7 protein-coding genes are annotated in these 21121 nt (G+C 72.2%); all 7 read left to right on the top strand.

Translation table 11 applies throughout. The annotated features are described in order from the left end of the window. A partial coding sequence (locus tag NQU54_RS43060; protein ID WP_257635753.1) for an SDR family NAD(P)-dependent oxidoreductase occupies positions 1–2262 on the top strand: 2262 nt, incomplete at its 5' end. 47 nt (positions 2263–2309) lie between these two features. Next, positions 2310–8924 (top strand): type I polyketide synthase, encoded by a 6615-nt coding sequence (locus NQU54_RS43055; RefSeq protein ID WP_257635752.1) that lies wholly within the window; start codon positions 2310–2312, stop codon positions 8922–8924. A 48-nt stretch (positions 8925–8972) separates the two neighbouring features. Next, on the top strand, positions 8973–14783 hold the full coding sequence (locus NQU54_RS43050) for a type I polyketide synthase (RefSeq protein WP_257635751.1): 5811 nt from the start codon (positions 8973–8975) through the stop codon (positions 14781–14783). Further along, positions 14780–15217, top strand: a complete 438-nt coding sequence (locus tag NQU54_RS43045; RefSeq protein ID WP_206334003.1) for a nuclear transport factor 2 family protein — start codon at positions 14780–14782, stop codon at positions 15215–15217. Before NQU54_RS43050 ends, NQU54_RS43045 begins: the two co-directional genes overlap by 4 nt. 35 nt (positions 15218–15252) lie before the next feature. After that, positions 15253–15720, top strand: a complete 468-nt coding sequence (locus NQU54_RS43040) for a nuclear transport factor 2 family protein (protein ID WP_069860573.1) — start codon at positions 15253–15255, stop codon at positions 15718–15720. Between the two features lie 35 nt (positions 15721–15755). Then, the gene (locus NQU54_RS43035; RefSeq protein WP_257635750.1) at positions 15756–17186 is read left to right on the top strand and encodes an NAD(P)/FAD-dependent oxidoreductase; all 1431 of its coding nucleotides are present in this window, start codon (positions 15756–15758) and stop codon (positions 17184–17186) included. Beyond that, a complete protein-coding gene (locus tag NQU54_RS43030; RefSeq protein ID WP_257635749.1) occupies positions 17183–21085 on the top strand; it encodes a type I polyketide synthase in 3903 nt (1300 codons plus the stop codon). Before NQU54_RS43035 ends, NQU54_RS43030 begins: the two co-directional genes overlap by 4 nt. The last annotated feature ends 36 nt before the right edge of the window (positions 21086–21121 follow it).

Below are 21121 nucleotides of genomic sequence, written 5' to 3'. Positions count from 1 at the left end.
ACCCCCCGCACCATCGACCTCCCCACCTACGCCTTCCAACACCAGCACTACTGGCTCGCCCCGCCCGCGCCACGTGCCGACAGTCCTCTCAACGGCCACAACCCGGCCGAGGCCAGGCTCTGGGACGCCATCGAGGAGCTGGACGTCGACGCCCTCGCGAGCACACTCGACCTGGAGAAGGACAGCCCCGGCATTGACACCCTGCTGCCCGCGCTCCCCGTACTGTCGACCTGGCGCCGTCGGCACCGCGAACGGTCCACCATCGACTCCTGGCGTTACCGCGTCGCATGGAAGCAGGTGCGGGACCTTGCCACCGCGCCGACGCTCAGCGGGACCTGGCTGCTGCTCGTGCCCACCGGGCTGGAGGAACATCCGGCCGTCCACGCCACCGTCGAGGCGCTCGACGCCCATGGCGCGGCCCACGAGGTTCTGTCCATCGATGGCGCGGACGCCCGGCGCGACGCCATCGCCCCGCTGCTCTCCCACCTACCCGATGGCAGCACCCCCGAGGGCATTCTGAGTCTGCTCGCGCTCGACCAGACGCCCCACCCCGACCACCCGGCCGTCCCCACAGGGCTGGCCGCCACCGCCGCCCTCGTCCAGGCCCTCGGCGAGGCGCCGCTCATCGCGCCCCTGTGGTGTGTCACCCAAGGCGCGGTGGCCGCCACCGCCACCGATCCGCTGCCCCACCCGCACCAGGCCCAGATCTGGGGCATGGGCCGGGTCGCCGCGCTGGAACACCCCCGGCTCTGGGGCGGCCTCATCGACCTCCCGGCCGTCGCCGACGCCCGCACCCCGGCCCGTATCGCCGCCGTGCTGGTGCCCGGTCAGCCGGAGGACCAGGTGGCGATCCGCTCCACCGTCCTGGCCCGGCGCCTGGAGCGCGCCGCCTGCCCGGACACCGCGCCCACCGCGTGGCGCCCCGCCGGTACGACCCTGATCACCGGTGGCACGGGGGGTCTCGGCGCCCATGTCGCCCGCTGGCTGGCCCGCCAGGGCGCACCCCATCTCCACCTTGTCAGCCGCTCAGGACCCGACGCGCCCGGAGCCACCCAACTCGCCCAAGACCTGAACGACTTGGGCTCGGCCATCACCATCACCGCCTGCGATGTCTCCGACCGAGCCGCGCTCCAGCGCCTTCTCGACACCATCCCCGCCGAACACCCCCTCACCGCCGTCGTCCACGCCGCCGGTCTCCCGGAGAACACCCCGCTCGCCGAGCTGGATCTCCCGGGGATCGACGCTGTGCTGCGGCCCAAAGCACTCGCGGCCGCCCTGCTCCATGAACTCACCGAGGAGCTGGACCTCAGCGCCTTCGTGCTCTTCTCGTCCGGCGCCGCCGCGTGGGGCGGCGGCCGACAGCCGTCCTACGCCGCCGCCAACACCTATCTCGACGCCCTCGCCGAACACCGCCGGGCCCGGGGCCTGGCCGCCACCAGCCTCGCCTGGGCGCCGTGGAGCGATGCGGGCATGGCGTCCGACGAGGCCGCCGTCGACTACTACCGCCGGCGCGGAATGCGTCCCCTGGACACCGATCTCGCCATCGCCTCGCTCCAGCACGCCCTGGACCACGGCGACACCACGATCACCATCGCGGACATCGACTGGGAGAGGTTCCCGGCCGGTTTCACCGCACAGCGGCCCAGCCCGCTGCTGTCCGACCTGGCCGCCGCCGCGTCGCCCGGCCCCGATGCCGCCCCGGACGCCACCGCGGCCATGGGCGGTTCGCTTCAACGGCAGCTGGCCACCGGCACCCCCGCCCAGCGGCACCAACTTCTTCTGCATCACATCCAGACGCACGCCGCCGCGATCCTCGGCCACCCCACCATCGATGCGATCCCACCAGCCCAGCCGTTCCAGGAGCTGGGGTTCGACTCCCTCACGGCCGTCGAATTCGGGCACCGCCTCTCCGCCGCCACCGGCGTCGACCTCCCGCCCACCCTTGTCTTCGACCACCCCACCCCCAAGGAGTTGGCCGACTATCTGCGCGAGCAGCTCGTCGAGGGGGAGCCGACCTCCGAGGGACATCTGCTGTCGGAGCTCGACCGGTGGGACTCGGTCTCGGAGCCCTCGGCGGTGGACGAGGCGGCCCGTCGCCGGATCACCGGGCGACTGCGGCTGCTGCTGGCCAAGTGGAGCGACACGGAACGGGGCACGGAGCGTTCCGCGGCTCACAGCGAGCTCGAGACGTCGACGGCAGAAGACATCTTCGACCTCATCTCGGACGAGTTCGGAAAGTCCGACGAGTTCGGAAAGTCGTGAGCCCGATGACCCCCATCCCCCGCGACGCGTCAAGGAGCCTCCGCTAGATGTCGAACGAAGAGAAGCTGCTCGACCACCTCAAGTGGGTCACGGCCGAGTTGCGCCAGACCCGTCAGCGTCTGCGGGAGGCCGAGTCCGCGGAGCCGGAGCCCATCGCGATCGTGGGCATGGCCTGCCGCTATCCGGGTGGGGTGCGGTCGCCGGAGGAGCTGTGGCGGCTGGTGCGGGACGGCGAGGACGCCGTTTCGGGCTTTCCCACGGACCGGGGGTGGGGCACCGAGGAGCTGTTCGACCCGGATCCCGAAAGCTATGGGAAGTCCTATGTGGACCAGGGCGGATTCTGCTACGACGCGACCGAATTCGACGCGTCCTTCTTCGACATCAGCCCCCGCGAGGCCCAGGCAATGGACCCGCAGCAGCGGCTGCTCCTGGAGACCGCGTGGGAGGCGTTCGAGCGCGCCGGGCTCACCCAGGAGTCGCTGAGCGGCAGCAACACCGGTGTGTTCGCCGGGGTGGGTTCGCATGACTATCTGTCGGTCATCGGCAACATCACCAGCGAGGTGGAGGGCTACGTCGGCGCCGGGAACCTCGGCAGTGTGGTGTCCGGCCGGGTCGCGTACTCGCTCGGCCTCGAGGGCCCGGCGGTCACGGTGGACACCGCGTGTTCCTCATCGCTCGTCGCCATCCACTTGGCCTGTCAGGCGCTGCGCAACGGCGAATGCGATCTGGCCCTGGCCGGCGGGGTGGCCGTGATGGCGACGCCCGGCGGGTTCATCGAGTTCTCGCGCCAGCGTGGCATGGCCCCGGACGGCCGCTGCAAGCCGTTCGCGGCGGCCGCCGACGGCACCGGCTGGGGCGAGGGTTCCGGGTTGATCGTCCTTGAGCGGCTGTGCGAGGCCCAGCGCCGCGACCGCAGCGTCCTCGGAGTGATCCGGGGTTCCGCGGTCAACCAGGACGGGGCCAGCAACGGCCTCACGGCGCCCAACGGCCCGTCGCAGCAGCGGGTGATCCGGCAGGCGCTGGCCAACGCGCAGCTGTCCACCGCCGAGGTGGACGCGGTCGACGGACACGGCACCGGGACCACCCTCGGCGATCCGATCGAGGCCCAGGCGCTGCTGGCCACGTACGGGCAGGGCAGGCCGGAGGACCGGCCACTGTGGCTCGGCTCGATCAAGTCCAACCTGGGGCACACCCAGGCCGCCGCCGGTGCGGCCAGTGTGATCAAGATGGTGATGGCGATGCGGCATGAGCTGCTGCCCGCCTCGCTGCACATCGATGAGCCGACGCCCCACGCCGACTGGGCGTCGGGTGCGGTGCGGCTGCTGACCGAGCCGGTTCCCTGGCCGCGCGGGGAGCGTGCGCGCCGGGCCGGTGTGTCCGCGTTCGGCATCTCCGGTACGAACGCCCATCTCATCCTGGAGCAGGCACCCGCCCCCGCCGGGACACCATCCGTCACAACGGTGCCGACCGACGGCGACGGTGTTCCGGCGGGTGGTGTGGTGCCGTGGGTGGTGTCCGGGCGCGGCGCTGAGGCACTGCGTGGCCAGGCGCGGGCGCTGGCCGAACGAGTGGCCACCGACCCCGACGCCTCCCCGGCGGAGGTCGGCTGGTCCCTCATCAGCACCCGGTCCGTCTTCGACCACCGCGCCGTCATCGTCGGCGAACACCGCGACGAACTCCTCGCCGGACTCAACGCCCTGGCCACCGGCAACACACACCCCACCATCATCGAACCAACCACCACCACCGGCCCCGGCGCGGGCGGCATGGGACCCGTCCTGGTCTTCCCCGGCCAAGGCTCCCAATGGCTCGGCATGGGTGCCGGACTCCTGGACACCTCACCCGTCTTCGCCGCCCGCGTAGCCGAATGCGAACACGCCCTCACCCCCCACGTCGACTGGTCCCTCACCGAGGTTCTGCGCGGCGGCGTCAACGCAGCCGACCTCGCCCGCGTCGACGTCGTCCAACCCGTCCTATGGGCCGTCATGATCTCCCTGGCCACCGTATGGGACCACCACGGCCTCACCCCCGCCGCCGTCATCGGCCACTCCCAAGGCGAAATCGCCGCAGCCTGCGTCGCCGGAGCCCTCTCCCTCGACGAAGGCGCCCGCATCGTCGCACTCCGCGCCCACGCCCTCCGACGCCTCGCCGGACACGGCGCCATGGCCTCCCTCACCATAAGCCAAACCCACACCGAAGAACTCCTGACCAACCTCGGCCAGCGCGCCGAGGCCGTGGGGGTGGCGGCGGTCAACGGACCGGGATCCGTGGTGATCTCCGGACCCCCCGAACAAGTCGCCCACGCCGTCACCGCATGCGAACAAGCGGGCCACCGAGCCCGGCTCATCGACGTGGACTACGCCTCCCACAGCGCCCAAGTAGACGACATCGCCGAAGAATTGAGGGAAGTGCTGTCGGGGATCGAACCCGTCCAGGCCGAGGTGGCGTTCTACTCGACCGTCACCGGCGCCCGCATGGACACCAGCGGCCTCGACACCGCGTACTGGGTCAAAAACCTCCGCGAACGCGTACGCTTCGCCGACGCCGTACAAGCACTCCTCCACGACGGCCACCGCGTATTCATCGAGGCCAGCACCCACCCCGTCCTCACCATCGGCATGCAGGAGACCTTCGAGGAAGCCGGTGTGCCCGCGGCCGCGGTGCCGACCCTGCGCCGGGACCACGGCGACCAGGCACAGTTGATGCGGTCGGTGGCGCAGGCGTTCACCGCCGGGGTCGCCGTCGACTGGACCCGCTGGTTCCCCACCGACCCCGCACCCCGCACCATCGACCTGCCCACATACGCCTTCCAGCGTGAGCGGTACTGGCTGGACGGGCGGGGTGGCCACAGCGGCGACCCGGGCGACCTCGGGCTGGGGCCCGCGGGGCATCCGCTGCTCGGCGCGGCCGTGGAACTCGCGGAGGGCGGCGCCCATCTGCTGACCGGCCGGCTGTCGCCGCGGACCCATCCATGGCTGAACGACCACCGGGTGCTGGACACCGTCCTGCTGCCGGGCACCGCCTTCGCCGAGCTCGCCCTGCACGCGGCCGCGCGGACCGGCTGTGACCTTGTGTCGGAGCTGACCCTGCACGCGCCACTGGTGATTCCGCAGGGTGAGGCGGTCGATGTGCAGATCGCGGTGGCCGCTCCCGATCACATCGGCGAGCGTCCGATCACGGTGCATTCCCGGCCGGCGGCCGAAGAGGACGACGGGGCCTGGACCCGGCACGCCACCGGCGCCCTCGCCACCTCGCCACCAGCCAACCCCGTATCGCTGAACGGCACTTGGCCGCCGCCCGGAGCCACTCCGCTCCCCGTCGAGGACTTCTACCGGCAGCTCGCCGACCACGGCTACCACTACGGACCGTCCTTCCAGGGCCTCACCGCCGCATGGCGGCTGGGCGGCGATGTCTACGCCGAGGTGTCCCTGCCCCAAGGGGAGCGCGAGGGCACGGCCGCGTACGGTATCCACCCCGCCCTCTTCGACGCCGCGCTGCACGCCCGTGCGCTGGACGTCGCCCCCGGCTCCGAGGACGCGCGGCGGATCCTGCTCCCGTTCACCTGGAGTGGTCTGCGGCTGTGCGCCACCGGGGCGGACACGTTGCGGATCCGCATCACCCCGACGGCACCGGACCGGCTCACCCTGCTCGCGGCCGATCCAACCGGCGCGGCGGTGGCCGTGGTGGACGATCTGATCCTGCGCCCGGTGCCGGACGGGCAGCTGGGCCGGGCCCGTGCGGCGGGCAGGAACTCCCTCTTCCAGCTCGCCTGGACGCGGATGACACTCGCCGAGCCCGCCCCCACGTGCCGTTCCGCGGTGATCGGTCCGGACGGTGGTCCGCCGGCCGACGCACTGCGCGACGCCATCCGTCTCCCGGACCTCGCCGCCGTGCGGGCGACCGTGGCGGACGGCGCCCCGCCCCCCGATGTGGTGTTCGCCTCCTTCGGCTCTTCCGTCGATGGCCGGGGCGATCCGGGCGATCCGGTGGAGCGCTCCCATGACCTCGGCAAGGAGGCCCTCGGGGTGCTGCGGGAGTTCCTCGCCACGCCCGAATTCGCCGACGCCCGGCTGGCGGTGGTCACCCGTGGGGCGGTCGCCACGCAGAGCCATGGCGATGTCCACGATCTGCCCGCCTCCGCCGTGTGGGGCCTGGTGCGCAGCGCCCAGTCGGAGAACCCCGGCCGGGTCCTGCTGCTCGACCTCGACCAACGCGACACCTCGCTACGGTCCCTGCCCGATGCCGTGGCCTCGGGCGAGCCCCAGCTGGCGCTGCGCGACGGTGTGGCGTACGTACCGCGGCTGGTCCACGACGACGCGGCCAAGCGGCTCACCCCGCCGGAAGGAGCGGCCACATGGCGTCTGGGGCTGACCGGCCACGGCAGCCTGGACCAGCTGGCGCTGGTCGACTGCCCGGACAACACCCGCCCGCTGGACCGTGGCGAGGTCCGGGTGGCGCTTCGGGCGGGCGGTGTGAACTTCCATGACGTCGTCGTGGCGCTGGGCATGGTGGAGGACCCCAGGCCGCTGGGCGGCGACGGTGCGGGCGTGGTCGTCGAGGTGGGGCCCGGAACCGAGGGGTTCGCGGTGGGCGACCGGGTCATGGGCCTGTTCAACGGCACCGGGCCGCTGGTCGTCACCGATGTCCGGGTGATCACCAGGATCCCCGCGGGATGGTCCTACGCACAGGCGGCGACCACACCGTCCGCCTTCCTCACCGCCTACTACGGTCTCGCCGATCTCGCGGGGCTGCGGGCCGGGGAGAAGCTGCTGCTGCACGCGGCCACCGGAGGGGTGGGCCTGGCGGCCGTGCAGCTGGCGCGCCACTGGCAGGCCGAGGTGTACGCCACGGCGAGCCCCACGAAGTGGCATGCCCTGCGGGAGCGCGGTTTCGACGACCGCCATATCGCCTCGTCCCGCACCCTCGACTTCGAGGAGCGGTTCCGCGCCGCCGCCGGATCCGTCGATGTGGTGCTCAACTCCCTGGCCGGTGATTTCGTGGACGCGTCCTTGCGGCTGCTGACGCCCGGCGGTCGCTTCATCGACATGAGCCGGACCGACATCCGCGACGCCGAGCAGGTCGCCGTCCGCTGTCCGGGGGTCGCCTACCGAGCGTTCGACCTGGTCGGCGGGGCGGGCCCGGACCGTATCCAGCAGATGCTGGCCGAGTTGTCGGCCCTCTTCGAGAACGGGACGTTGCGGCCGCTGCCGACCACGCTGTGGGACATCCGCCGGGCTCCCGAGGCGTTCCGCCACTTCAGCCAGGCCCGCCACATCGGCAAGATCGTCCTTACGCTCCCCACCGCCCTCGACCCGGAGGGCACGGTCCTCATCACCGGTGGCACGGGCACGCTCGGCGCCGCCACCGCCCGCCATCTGGTGGCCCACCACGGCGTACGGCGGCTGCTGCTCATCAGCCGCCGGGGCCTCGACACCCCGGGGGCCACGGAGCTGGCGGCCGAACTCACCGGGCTCGGCGGGGAGGTGTCCATCGCGGCGTGTGACGCGGCCGACCGGGCCGCCCTGGCCAAGCTGCTGGAGACCGTTTCCAACCGCCATCCGCTCACCGCCGTCGTCCATGCCGCCGGGCTGCTGCGCGATGCCACCGTCGAGGCGCTCACGCCCGATCAGCTCGATGAGGTGCTGCGGGCGAAGGCCGACGCGGCGTGGAATCTGCATGAGCTCACCCGCGACGCGGAGCTGTCCGCGTTCGTGTTGTTCTCCGCGGCCGCCGGGCTGCTGGGCGCCGCGGGGCAGGGCAACTACGCGGCGGCCAACGCCTTCCTGGACGCGCTGGCCGTGCACCGCCACGCCCAGGGCCTGCCCGCCACCTCCCTGGCCTGGGGATACTGGGCCGAGGCCACCGGGATGACCGGCGGGATGACCGACGCCGACCGGGCGCGGCTGGCGCGGTCCGGAATGGTGGGGCTGGAGACCGAGCAGGGTCTCGCGCTGCTCGACATCGCCCTCGACAGTGGCCTTCCGGCCCTCGCGCCCATCCGGCTCGACCTGGCCGCCATGCGGCGTGAGGCCCACGCCGACGATCTGCCGCCCCTCTTCAGGAGCCTGGTGCGCGGCGCCACACCGCAGGCGGCCACCGGAGCCGCCGGACCGGGCGGAGCGGCACCGGCGGAGGCGTTCGCCGCCATGTCCGAGGAGGACCGGCAGCAGGCGCTCCTCAAGCTGGTGCGCGGCGCCACGGCGACGGTGCTGGGCCATGACACGGCGGACGCCATCCACCCCGCCCAGAACTTCCGGGAGCTGGGCTTCGACTCACTGACCGCCGTGGAGCTGCGGAACCGGCTGGGCGCCGCCACCGGTCTGCGGCTGCCCGCCACGCTGGTCTTCGACCACCCCACGCCCACCGCGGTGGTACGCCTGCTGCGGGAGCTCCTGGTCCCCGTCGGGGTGACGTCGACGGACTCCCTGCTCACCGGCCTCGACTCCCTCGACACCGCCCTGACCGGGGGAATCGCCGACGGGGAGCGGCGGGCCCGGATCGCGGCGCGGCTGCGGGAGCTGCTGCGCAAGGTGGACGGACCGTGGCAGGACGCCGAGGGTGACGACCCCGCCGAGGAGGATCTGGCGTCGGCCAGCGACGAGGAGTTGTTCCAGGCGCTCGACAACGAGCTGACCGTCCCTTCCGACGACAGTCTCCGATGAATCAGGACCGCTGGATCAGGACCGCCGTGACGATCGGGTTGATGCGATATGACGGATGACGAGAAGCTCCGCAGCTATCTCAAGCGGGCGACCGCCGATCTGCGTCTGGCCAGGCGGCAGTTGCGCGAGGTCGAGGACCGCGCCCGGGAGCCCATCGCCATCATCGGGATGGCCTGCCACTTCCCCGGCGATGTGGCGACCCCCGAGGACCTGTGGCGGGTGGTGGACGAGGGTGTGGATGTCATCTCCTCGTTCCCCGAGGACCGTGGCTGGGACCTGGACAACCTCTACGACCCGGACCCCGAGCACCCCGGTACCAGCAGCGCCCGCGAGGGCGGCTTCCTGCGCGATGTGGCCGATTTCGACGCCGAGTTCTTCGGGATCAGCCCACGGGAGGCCGCGGCGATGGATCCGCAGCAGCGGCTGCTGCTGGAGACGGCGTGGGAGGCGTTCGAACGCGCCGGACTGACACGGGAGGCGCTGAACGGCAGCCGCACCGGGGTGTTCGCCGGAGTGGACTCATACCACTATCTGTCGCTCATCGGCCAGACGACCGGTGACTCGGCGGGCTATGTGGCCACCGGCAACCTCGGCAGTGTGGTCTCGGGCCGGGTGTCGTACTCATTCGGTCTGGAGGGGCCCGCGGTCACGGTGGACACCGCGTGCTCATCGTCGCTGGTGGCCACGCATCTGGCGGTGCAGGCGCTACGGCAGGACGAGTGCTCGCTGGCCCTCGCGGGCGGGGTGACGGTGATGGCGACGCCCGGCGGGTTCACCGAGTTCTCGCGTCAGCGCGCACTGTCCCCGGACGGGCGGTGCAAGGCGTTCGCCGCGGCGGCGGACGGCACGGGCTTCTCCGAGGGCGTCGGACTGGTACTGCTGGAGCGGCTCTCCGACGCGCGGCGCAACGGACATCGGGTGCTGGCGGTGATCCGGGGGTCGGCCGTCAACCAGGACGGGGCCAGCAACGGGCTCACGGCGCCCAACGGCCCGTCGCAGCAGCGGGTGATCCGGCAGGCGCTGGCCAACGCGGGGCTGTCGCCGTCCGAGGTGGACGCGGTGGAAGCACACGGAACGGGCACGACCCTGGGTGACCCCATCGAGGCGCAGGCGCTGCTGGCCACCTACGGACAGGACCGGCCGGAGGGACGTCCGCTGTGGCTGGGCTCGATCAAGTCCAATATCGGGCATACGCAGGCCGCCGCCGGAGTGGCGAGCGTCATCAAGATGGTGCAGGCCCTGCGCCACGAGGTGCTGCCCGTCTCGCTCCACATCGACGCGCCGACACCGCATGTGGACTGGGGCGCGGGCGAGGTGCGGCTGCTGTCGGAACCGGTCGAGTGGGCGGCGAACGAACAGCCGCGTCGTGCGGGTGTGTCGTCGTTCGGCATCAGCGGTACGAACGCCCATCTGATCCTTGAGCAGGCCCCCGCCCAGCCGGTAGAGGCCGCCCCCGCACCGGACAGTTCACGGGGCGGTGTTCCGGCGGGTGGTGTGGTGCCGTGGGTGGTGTCCGGGCGCGGCGCTGAGGCACTGCGTGGCCAGGCGCGGGCGCTGGCCGAACGAGTGGCCACCGACCCCGACGCCTCCCCGGCGGAGGTCGGCTGGTCCCTCATCAGCACCCGGTCCGTCTTCGACCACCGCGCCGTCATCGTCGGCGAACACCGCGACGAACTCCTCGCCGGACTCAACGCCCTGGCCACCGGCAACACACACCCCACCATCATCGAACCAACCACCACCACCGGCCCCGGCGCGGGCGGCATGGGACCCGTCCTGGTCTTCCCCGGCCAAGGCTCCCAATGGCTCGGCATGGGCGCCGGACTCCTGGACACCTCACCCGTCTTCGCCGCCCGCGTAGCCGAATGCGAACACGCCCTCACCCCCCATGTCGACTGGTCCCTCACCGAGGTTCTGCGCGGCGGCGTCAACGCAGCCGACCTCGCCCGCGTCGACGTCGTCCAACCCGTCCTATGGGCCGTCATGATCTCCCTGGCCACCGTATGGGACCACCACGGCCTCACCCCGGCCGCCGTCATCGGCCACTCCCAAGGCGAAATCGCCGCAGCCTGCGTCGCCGGAGCCCTCTCCCTCGACGAAGGCGCCCGCATCGTCGCACTCCGCGCCCACGCCCTCCGACGCCTCGCCGGACACGGCGCCATGGCCTCCCTCACCATAAGCCAAACCCACACCGAAGAACTCCTGACCAACCTCGGCCAGCGCGCCGAGGCCGTGGGGGTGGCGGCGGTCAACGGACCGGGATCCGTGGTGATCTCCGGACCCCCCGAACAAGTCGCCCACGCCGTCACCGCATGCGAACAAGCGGGCCACCGGGCCCGGCTCATCGACGTGGACTACGCCTCCCACAGCGCCCAAGTAGACGACATCGCCAAAGAGTTGAGGGAAGTGCTGTCGGGGATCGAACCCGTCCAGGCGGAGGTGGCGTTCTATTCGACGGTCACCGGCGCCCGCATGGACACCAGCGGCCTCGACACCGCGTACTGGGTCAAAAACCTCCGCGAACGCGTACGCTTCGCCGACGCCGTACAAGCACTCCTGCACGACGGCCACCGCGTATTCATCGAGGCCAGCACCCACCCCGTCCTCACCATCGGCATGCAGCAGAGCATCGAGGAGGCGAGGGTCGACGCGGTCACCATTCCTACCCTGCGGCGCGACCACGGTGGCCCGGACCAGCTGGCGCGGTCCGTGGCGCGGGCGTTCACCGCCGGGTTGTCGGTCGACTGGGCCCGCTGGTTCCCCGCCGACCCCGCACCCCGCACCATCGACCTGCCCACATACGCCTTCCAGCGTGAGCGGTACTGGCTGGACGGAGAGGGCGGACCGGGTGGCGATCCGGCCGATCTGGGGCTGACGGCCGCCGGCCATCCGCTGCTCGGCGCGGCCGTGGAACTCGCCGATGGCACCACCCATGTGCTCACCGGCCGGATCTCCGCGCGGTCCCACCCGTGGCTCGCCGAGCATGTGGTGGCGGGTGCGGTGCTGGCGCCGGGTGCGGTGCTGGTGGAGTGGGCGCTGCGGGCGGCCGACGCGGTCGGCTGCGGCGGTGTGGAGGAGCTCGCGCTCCAGGTTCCGCTGGCGCTGCCCGAGTCCGGTGGGCTGCGGGTGCAGGTGGTGGTGGGTGCCGCGGCGGAGGACGGGCGGCGCGAGGTGCGGATGTACTCCAGCCCGGACCACCCCAACCCCCTTGACCCGGGCCTTGATTCCGGCCCGGACACGGGGTGGGTGTGTCATGCGGTGGGCGTGCTCGCGCCCGCGGCCGAGCCCCCCGCACCGGTGGAGGGCCTGGGCGGGGCCTGGCCACCGCCGGGCGCGGAGCCGCTGGACGTCGGCGCCTTCTATGAGCAGGTGATGGCGGCGGGGTACCGATACGGCCCGGCGTACCAGGGGCTGAAGGCCGCGTGGCGCCAGGGCGGGGATGTCCTCGCCGAGGTGGCGCTGCCCGATGCGGCGGGCGGCCGGGACGGATACGGCATCCATCCGGCGCTGCTGGACGCGGCGCTGCATCCGTCGCTGCTGATGGACCGGCCCGAGGGCCAGGAGGACGACGGCCAGATGTGGTTGCCGTTCGCGTGGAACGGCGTGTCCCTGTGGGCCACCGAGGCGGCTACAGTACGGGTCCGGCTCTCGCGGGACGAGGAGCGGCAGTCGCTGCGGCTGACGGTGGCCGACACGGTGGGCGCCCCGGTGCTGACGGTCGACTCACTGGTGACGCGTCCGGCCGCGGCGGACCAACTGCGCGCGGCCGCGGCCACCCGCGCCGTGGACGGGCTGTTCACCCTGGACTGGATGCCGTCGCCCGCTCCGGCCACCGCGCCGTCCCCGGCGTCGGTGGTCGGCGAAGGTGGTTGGGTGGTGCTGGGCGAGGACCGGCTGGGGCTGGCCGAGCCGGTCGCGGCCGGGGTGGGCGCCGATGCCACGGTGAGCCATCCGGACCTGGAGGCGCTGATCGCGGCTGTCGACGCGGGCGAGCCCGCCCCCGCCGTCGTCCTGACCCATCCGTACACCGCTGAGGGCGCGCACGGGGACGGGCTGGGGGCGGTCGAGGAGCTGTTGGGGCTGGTGCGGTCCTGGCTGCGGCGACCGGCGCTGGCCGACGCACGGCTGGTGGTCGTCACACGGGGAGCGGTGGCGGCGGGCCGTGCGGGCGACGCCATCGATGACGCCGATGACACCGCGCTGGATCCGTCCGGTGTGGATCCGTCCGGTGCCGGGGCGTGGGGGCTGATCCGCAGCGCCCAGTCGGAGAACCCGGGCCGGTTTGTGCTGCTCGACCTCGATGAAGGCCACGAGGGCCGTGCGGGCCTCGTGGAGGCCGTGGTGCGCGCGGTCGAGTCGCATGAGCCGCAGATGGCGGTGCGGGGCGGGCTGATGCTGGTGCCCCGGATGGTCCGTGCGACGGCCGCGCCCAGCCCGGCCACCGACGACCGAGGCGAGAACACCATCGGACTGGACGAGGACGCCGCCGGGCTGGACACGGATGGCACCGTGCTCATCACGGGTGGCACCGGCACGCTGGGCGCCCTGGTCGCCGAGCATCTGGTGCGCGCCTGGGGTGTCAGGCATCTGCTGCTGGTGAGCCGAAGCGGTTCGGAGGCCGCAGGGGCCGGTGAACTCACGGACATGCTTGCGGAGTTGGGCGCTGAGGTACGGATCGCCGCGGTCGATGTGACCGACCCGGACGCGGTGGCCGCTCTGGTGGCCGGGGTCGACTCCGCGCATCCGCTGACCGGTGTCGTCCACGCGGCCGGGGTGCTGGACGACGGCGTTCTCACCACCCAGACCCCGGAGCGGCTGGCGCGGGTGTGGCGTCCGAAGGCCACGGCCGCGGCCCATCTGCACGCGGCGACCGCGGAGCTGCCGCTGTCCCTGTTCGTGATGTTCTCCTCCACGGCGGGCACGCTGGGCGCCTCGGGACAGTCCAACTACGCTGCGGCGAACGCCTATTGCGACGCCCTGGCCGCCCGGCGCCGCGCACTCGGCCTGCCGGGTCTTTCGGTGGCATGGGGCCTGTGGGCGGACGCCAGCGGGATGACCGGGCATCTGGGGGAGGCGGACCGGGCCAGGATGACCCGGTCGGGCATCGGGGCGATGTCCAGCGAGCGGGCGCTGGGGCTGCTGGACGCCGCCGTGCGCCATGGCCACCACCATCTGATCGCGATCGATCTGGACGTACGGGCCCTGGCGGGCCGGCCGGCGCTCACCCTGCCCGCTCCGCTGCGGGCGCTCGCCGGTGGCGGTACGGCCCGGCGCACCGCGGCCACCGCCCGGCCGCACACCGACTGGGCCGGTCATCTGGCCGCGCTGCCGCTGGAGGAGCAGCGCCGTACGCTGCTCAATCTGGTCCTCAGCCATGCCGCGGCGGCGCTGGGCCACTCCGACCCGGGGCGGATCCAGACCGAGCGCGGTTTCCTGGAGCTCGGTTTCGACTCGCTGACCGCGATCGAACTGCGGAACAGGCTGACCGCCGTGACCGGGCTGCGGCTGGCCACCACCCTGATCTTCGACCATCCGAATCCGGCCGCGCTCGCCGCCCATCTGCATTCGGAATTAGCGCCCGAGGATGCGGATCCGCTCGCACCGATGCTGGGCGAAATCGACAGGATGGAAAGCGCGCTGCTTTCCGTGGCCCAGGACGAGACGGCCCATGAAGCGCTGCTCAAGCGCCTTCGGACCACACTGTCGAAACTGGGTGCCCTGCACGGCGGCGGGACGGAGGAAGACCCCGCGGCGGGGCGTATTCAGGACGCCACGGCCGACGAGATCTTCCAGTTCATCGACGAGGACCTTGGCCGAAGTGAAAGCAATGGAGAGCATGCTCATGGGGGCACACGGTGATTGATGAGCGAAGCCGGAAGAAGCTCATTCTCGAGCACAGCCGCCGGATGAACGCCGCGGATGTCGATGGACTTCTCGAACTCTACGCGGACGAGGTCACCTTCGAGGATCCGGTCGGATCGGGGCGCCGGACCGGGCGGGACGCCCTTCGTGCGCATTTCGAGGAGCTCGCCGCGGCGGGTATCGCCGAGATTCCCGGTGAGCCGGTCGCGGGGCAGGACGGTGTGCATGTCCTGGTGCCGGTGACGGCCACCATGGACTATCTGCCCAAGGGTCCCGGTTTCGCCGAGCGCGGCTGGCTGGCGGCCCCGGACACCCCGGAGAGCTCCCGTATCACCTGGGACTACGTCCTGATGATGCGCGCGGGAGCCGGTGGCCTCATTCAGGAACTCCAGATGTTCTGGGGGAGGTCGGACATTGGTATCGCCGGCTGATCCCCCACTTCCCCGGCACCGCACAGGAGGCATTCATGGCCGATGAGGCAACCCTCAAGAGGATGGCTCTGGAATACGCGCGGCGCATGAACACGGGCGATGTCGAGGCCGTATTGGAGCTCTTCTCGGACGACATCGTCTTCGAGGACCCGGTCGGCGCGCCCCCGCTCATCGGAAAGGACGCCCTTCGCGAACATATCGCCTGGTCCATCGAATGCCAGGTGCATGAGACCCCGGGCCGTCCGGTCACCTCGATGGACGGCCGCAGGGTGGCGGTGCCGACCACGGTCACGGTGTACGCACCGGCCAAACTCACCTTCAGCATCATCGGCGTGATCGAACTCGGTGATGACGGTCTGGTCCATCACGCCCAGGCGTTCTGGGGCATCACGGATACGAAAGTGGGCGACGGCCCCGAACTCACCGGTGTCGCGCATTTCATGGCGGTCACCCAGAACCTCGCCAAGATGGTCCAGGCCAAGGGCAGCCCCAGTCCGATGTAAAAGGCCGTAAGCGGTGAAGGGACGAGAGCAGAACCATGACCGAACCCAAACACGGAGTCGTTCTGGGCGGAGGCTGGGCGGGAATGCTGGCTGCCCATGTGCTGGCCCGCCATCTGGAGCGCGTCACCGTCGTGGAGCGCGATGTGCTGCCGGACGGCCCCCGGCACCGCAAGGGATCGCCGCAGGGGCGCCATGTGCATGTGCTGTGGTCCAGCGGTGCGCGCATCGTGGACACGCTGCTGCCGGGCATGATCGACCAGTTGCTCGACACGGGCGCCCGCCGGATCGGTTTCCACCAGGACCTGGTGACCTTGACGTCCCACGGCTGGCAGCACCGCTTTCCACCGCGGCAGTACGCGCTGATGTGCACCCGCCCGTTCCTGGACTGGAAGGTCCGTGACCGCGTTCTGGCCACCGGGCGGATCACCCTGCGCCAGCGCGCCGAGATCCTCGATCTGGCCGGCGACGCCAAACGGGTCACCGGGGTCCGGGTCCGCGACATGGACAGCGGTGCGGCGGAAACGCTGGCGGCCGATCTGGTGATCGACGCCTCGGGGCGCGGTTCCCGGCTCAGGCACTGGCTGTCGGCGCTGGATGTGCCGCCGCTGGAGGAGGACATCGTCGACGCGGGCATCGCGTACGCCACCCGCGTGTACCAGGGGCCGCCGGGCGCCGCCGCCGGATTCCCCGCCGTCAACGTGGCCGCCGACCACCGGCTGCGCGAGCCGGGCCGGTTCGGGGTGGTGTATCCGCAGGAGGACGGCACCTGGATGGTGACCCTGTCGTGCACCCGGGGCGCCGGGCTGCCCACCCACGACGACGAGTTCCTGCCCTACGCCCGGACGCTGCGCCATCCGCTGGTCGCCGATCTGATCGCGCTCGCGAAGCCGCTCACCTCGGTGGCCGTCTCGCGGGTCGGCGCCAACCGGCGGCTGTATCCGGAGCGGCTGGACATCTGGCCGGAGGGGCTGCTGGTGCTCGGGGACGCGCTGGCCGCGTTCAACCCGATCTACGGCCATGGCATGAGCTCCGCGGCTCGCGCGGCCGCCGCGCTGGACACCGAGCTCCAGCGGTCCGGAACCGCCGAGGGGACGACCCGCCGGGCCCAGCAGGCGATCAGCGCCACCGTGGACGACCCGTGGATCATGGCCGCGTCCAAGGACGTGGAGTATGTCAACTGCCGGATGAACACGACGGATCCGCGGCTGACCGGCGGGGCCGTGGCACGGCAGCGGTTCTCCGATCTGATCGCCGACCGGTCGATCCGCTCCTCGGCGGTGTGTGATGTGGTGACCGATGTCATCAGCCTGACCGCGCCGCAGTCCGATCTGGCGTCCAGCGGCTTTCTGTCGCTGATGCACAAGGACCGGGTCCTTCCGGAGCTCACCGAGCCACCGCTGACCGCCGATGAGCTCGCGCTGGTGAACCTGAGTCCGCGCAGCGCGGTGAGTGCGGGCGGCTCATGAGCAACGAGGAAAAGCTCGTCGACTATCTGAAGTGGACCACGGCCGAGCTCTCCGAGACCCGGCAGCGGCTGCGCGAGCTCCAGGCGGACCTGGCGGAGCCCATCGCCATCGTCGGCATGGCCTGCCGCTTCCCGGGCGGTGTGCGCACCCCGGCACAGCTGTGGGACCTGGTGGCCGACGAGCGGGACGCCGTCTCCAGCTTCCCCACCGACCGGGGCTGGGACCTGGAGAACCTCTACCACCCCGATCCGGACCACCATGGCACCTCGTACGTACGGGCCGGCGGCTTCATCCATGACGCGGCCGACTTCGACGCGGAGTTCTTCGGCATCGGCGCCCGGGAGGCGGCGGCCGTCGAACCGCAGCAGCGGATGCTGCTGGAGCTGGCATGGGAGGCGGCGGAGAGCGCGGGCATCGATCCGCACACCCTGCGGGGCAGCCGGACCGGTGTCTACACGGGGGTGATGTACCACGACTACGCCTCGCGTCTGGACGAGATCCCCGAGGGCCTGCTGGGCCATGTGGGCAACGGCAACGCGGGCAGTGTGTCCTCGGGCCGGGTGGCGTTCACCCTGGGTCTCCAGGGCGCGGCGGTCTCCTTGGACACCGCGTGTTCGTCGTCGCTGGTGGCGATGCATCTGGCGGCCGGGGCGCTGCGGCGGGGCGAGTGCACGCTGGCGCTGGCCGGTGGCGCCGCCATCATGTACACCGCGAGCGTGTTCCAAGTGGCCTCCAGCCAGCGTCAGTTGTCCCCCGATGTGCGGTGCCGGTCGTTCGCGGACGCCGCCGACGGCATGGTGTACGGCGAGGGCGCCGGGCTGGTGCTGCTGGAGCGGCTCTCCGACGCGCGGCGCAACGGCCACCCCGTATCGGCCGTGATCCGTGGCTCGGCGATCAACCAGGACGGTGCCAGTACGGGCATGGCCGCGCCGAACGGCCCCGCCCAGCAACAGCTGGTCCGTGACGCCCTGGCGAACGCCCGGCTGTCCACGGGGGACGTGGACGCGGTGGAGGCGCATGGCACCGGTACCGCGTTCGGCGACTCCATCGAGCTCCAGGCGCTGCTCGCCACGTACGGCCAGGACCGTCCCGAGGACCGGCCGCTGCTGCTGGGGTCGATCAAGTCGAACATCGGTCACACACAGGCCGCCGCAGGAATGGCCGGTGTGATCAAGATGGTGATGGCGATGCGCCGGGGTGTGCTGCCGCGTTCGCTCCATATCGACCGGCCGACCCGGCTGGTGCGCTGGCGCAAGGGCGCGGTGCGGCTGCTGACCGAGCGGATGGACTGGCCGCGGGTGGACCGGCCACGGCGTGCCGGTGTCTCCTCGTTCAGCGCCAGCGGCACCAACGCCCATGTGATTCTGGAGGAGTTCACCGAAGTGCCGGACGGCGCCGACGACAGCGGCGCCCGCGACCCGGGCGTGGTGCCGTGGGTGCTGTCCGCGCGGAGCGCGGCGGCGCTGCGCGGCCAGGCCCGTGCGCTGGCCGCGCATACGGCGGCGGCCGGTCCGGGGCTCTCCCCCGCCGATGTGGGTTGGTCGCTGGTGACCACACGGTCGGCTTTCGACCACCGGGCCGTCGTGGTCGGCCGGGGGCCGGACGAGCTGAGGGCGGGGCTGGCGGCACTGGCGGCCGGTGAACCGCATCCCGCGGTGGTGGGGCCCGAGGTGTCCCGTACCAGCGCGGCGGCGGCCCCCGCGGGCGGGGCGGTGTTCGTCTTCGGTGGCGAGGGCGGTCATCCGCCGGGGACGGGCGCCGAACTGTACGACCGGTTCCCGGTCTTCGCCACGGCCATGGACGAGGTCGGTGAACTGCTCGGGATGAAGGGCGAGCCCGACGCGTCCTCCCGGGCGGGGCTGTTCGCCCTCTATATCGCGCTCGCCCGGCTGCTGGCCTCGGTGGGAGTGCGTCCCGACGCGGCGGTGGGCCGTGGGGTCGGTGAGATCGCGGCGGCGCATATCGCCGGTGCTCTCGACCTCGCACACGCCTGCCGGCTGGTCGCCGCCGACACCGACCCGGACACGGTGGAGTACGAACGCCCTGCCCTGCCCTCGCTCGACGAGGCCGGTGCGGTGTGGGAGTTGGGGCCCCAGGCGATGCTGCTTTCCCCTCCTGCGGCCCTGGTGCTCTCGCCCTTCCGGGGCGAGGGGTCCGAGGTGCGCGAGTTGCTGCGTGGCCTGGCCCGTATGCACACCATGGGCGCCACCGTGGACTGGGCGGCCCTGTTCGACGGCGATCCGGCTCCCCGTACCGTCGCACTGCCCACCTACGCCTTTCAGCGACAGCGCTACTGGCTGGAGAACGAGGCTCCGGCGGATGCCGTGCCCACGGTGGAGACCTGGGCGGACGCCGAGTTCTGGGATGCCGTGGCGGGTACGGACACGGCGGCTCTGACCCGGGCGCTCGAAGTTCCCGCCGAACGGCGGGAGGCGCTCGCGGAACTCCTGCCCGCCCTGGCCACCTGGCGGCGGCAGCGGGAGTGGCGGTACCGCATCGTATGGAAGCCCCTCCCCGACCCCCCGGCGCCACGACTGACCGGCACCTGGCTGGTGGTGACGTCCGGCGAGGGCGGGGATGACACCACGGTGACCGCCGTGACGACGGCGCTGCGCGGCCATGGCGCCGAGACCGTCGTGTGCCCCCTGGACACCACAGTGCCGGACGGCGAGGCGCGGGCCCGGCGGATATCCGAGGCCGTCGCCGGGCGGCCGGTCGCGGGGGTGCTCTCGCTGCTGGCGCTGGACGGCGGCGGGACACCGGACGACGACGGACGGGGCCCGGCGCTCGCCCCGACCGTCGAGTTATTCGAGACGCTGCGGCGGGCCGGGGTCGAGGCCCCGGTGTGGCCGGCCACCCGCGGTGGCGTCACCGTCGATCTGGGCGATCCGATGTCCCGTCCGGAGCAGGCCCGGTTCTGGGGTCTGGGCGGTGCGCTGGCGATGGAGCAGCCGCACCGGTGGGGCGGGCTGGTCGACCTGCCGGAGCGGTTGGACGACCGCGCGGGGCGGCGGCTCGCGGCGGTCCTGACCGGTGCGTACGGCGAGGTGGAGGTGGCCGTGCGCGGCCACGGCTGCTCCGCCCGGCGTCTGGTACGCGATGTTCCCATGGCCCCCACCGCCCCCGCCCGGCGGCTCCGGGGAACGGTCCTCATCACGGGCGCCGCCACCGCGCTGGCCGCGCACACCGCCCGCTGGGCGGCCGGGGACGGCGCCGAACACCTTCTGCTCATCGACACCGTGCCACCGGCCGCCGACCTGGTGGCCGAGCTGAGCGCCTCGGGCGTACGGGTGTCCGTGGCCACCGTCGATGTGGCGGACGCGGAGGCGCTTGCCGCGGCCGTCGCGGGCATTCCCGCGGAGTTCCCGCTGACGGCCGTCCTGCACCTCACGGCGCCCCTTGCGGCCGAGGCGGGGCAGCTGGAGATGGCGCGCATCGAGCGCGAATGGGCGGCGACGGTGGCGGGCGCGGTGAACCTGTGTGCGCTGGGGAGCGACCACGAGCTGTCGGCCCTGGTGCTCGGGTGCTCGGTCGTGGGCGTCGTGCCCAGCCCGGGACTGGGCAACCAGGCGCCGGCCCACGCCTATCTGAGCGCGCTCGCCCAGGAGTGCCGGGCCCGGGGCGTTCCGGCGACCTCGGTGTGCTGGGGCTCGATCGACGACCCCGACACGGCCGTCGGCGCCGCCAAGCAGCTCCGGACCAACGGGATGCCCGCGCTGCCCCAGCGCCCGGCCGCCGCCCTGCTGCGGCAGGCCGTCATGGCGGACACGGCGTCCGTGGTGATCGCGGACATCGACTGGACCTGGATGGCCGCACACGCCTCCGAGCTGGGAACACATCGGCTCTTCGAGGACCTTTCCGGCCCCACGGCCACGCCGCATACGCACCGCGGTCGGTGACCGAAGCCGACCGGCCCCAACCAGGCGGGAGTACCC

It is taken from the genome of Streptomyces malaysiensis subsp. samsunensis (assembly GCF_024519315.1).
In the GTDB taxonomy this organism is placed as follows: domain Bacteria; phylum Actinomycetota; class Actinomycetes; order Streptomycetales; family Streptomycetaceae; genus Streptomyces; species Streptomyces malaysiensis.
The sequence above is the reverse complement of the archived record's forward strand: the minus strand, read 5'-3'. Positions and strand labels throughout refer to the sequence as shown.

Bases quoted from the DNA above. Each gene is read 5' to 3' on its own strand.
- NQU54_RS43050 (WP_257635751.1), top strand. From the start codon at position 8,973: ATGACGGATGACGAGAAGCTCCGCAGCTATCTCAAGCGGGCGACCGCC.
- NQU54_RS43035 (WP_257635750.1), top strand. From the start codon at position 15,756: ATGACCGAACCCAAACACGGAGTCGTTCTGGGCGGAGGCTGGGCGGGA.
- NQU54_RS43055 (WP_257635752.1), top strand. From the start codon at position 2,310: ATGTCGAACGAAGAGAAGCTGCTCGACCACCTCAAGTGGGTCACGGCC.
- NQU54_RS43040 (WP_069860573.1), top strand. From the start codon at position 15,253: ATGGCCGATGAGGCAACCCTCAAGAGGATGGCTCTGGAATACGCGCGG.
- NQU54_RS43030 (WP_257635749.1), top strand. From the start codon at position 17,183: ATGAGCAACGAGGAAAAGCTCGTCGACTATCTGAAGTGGACCACGGCC.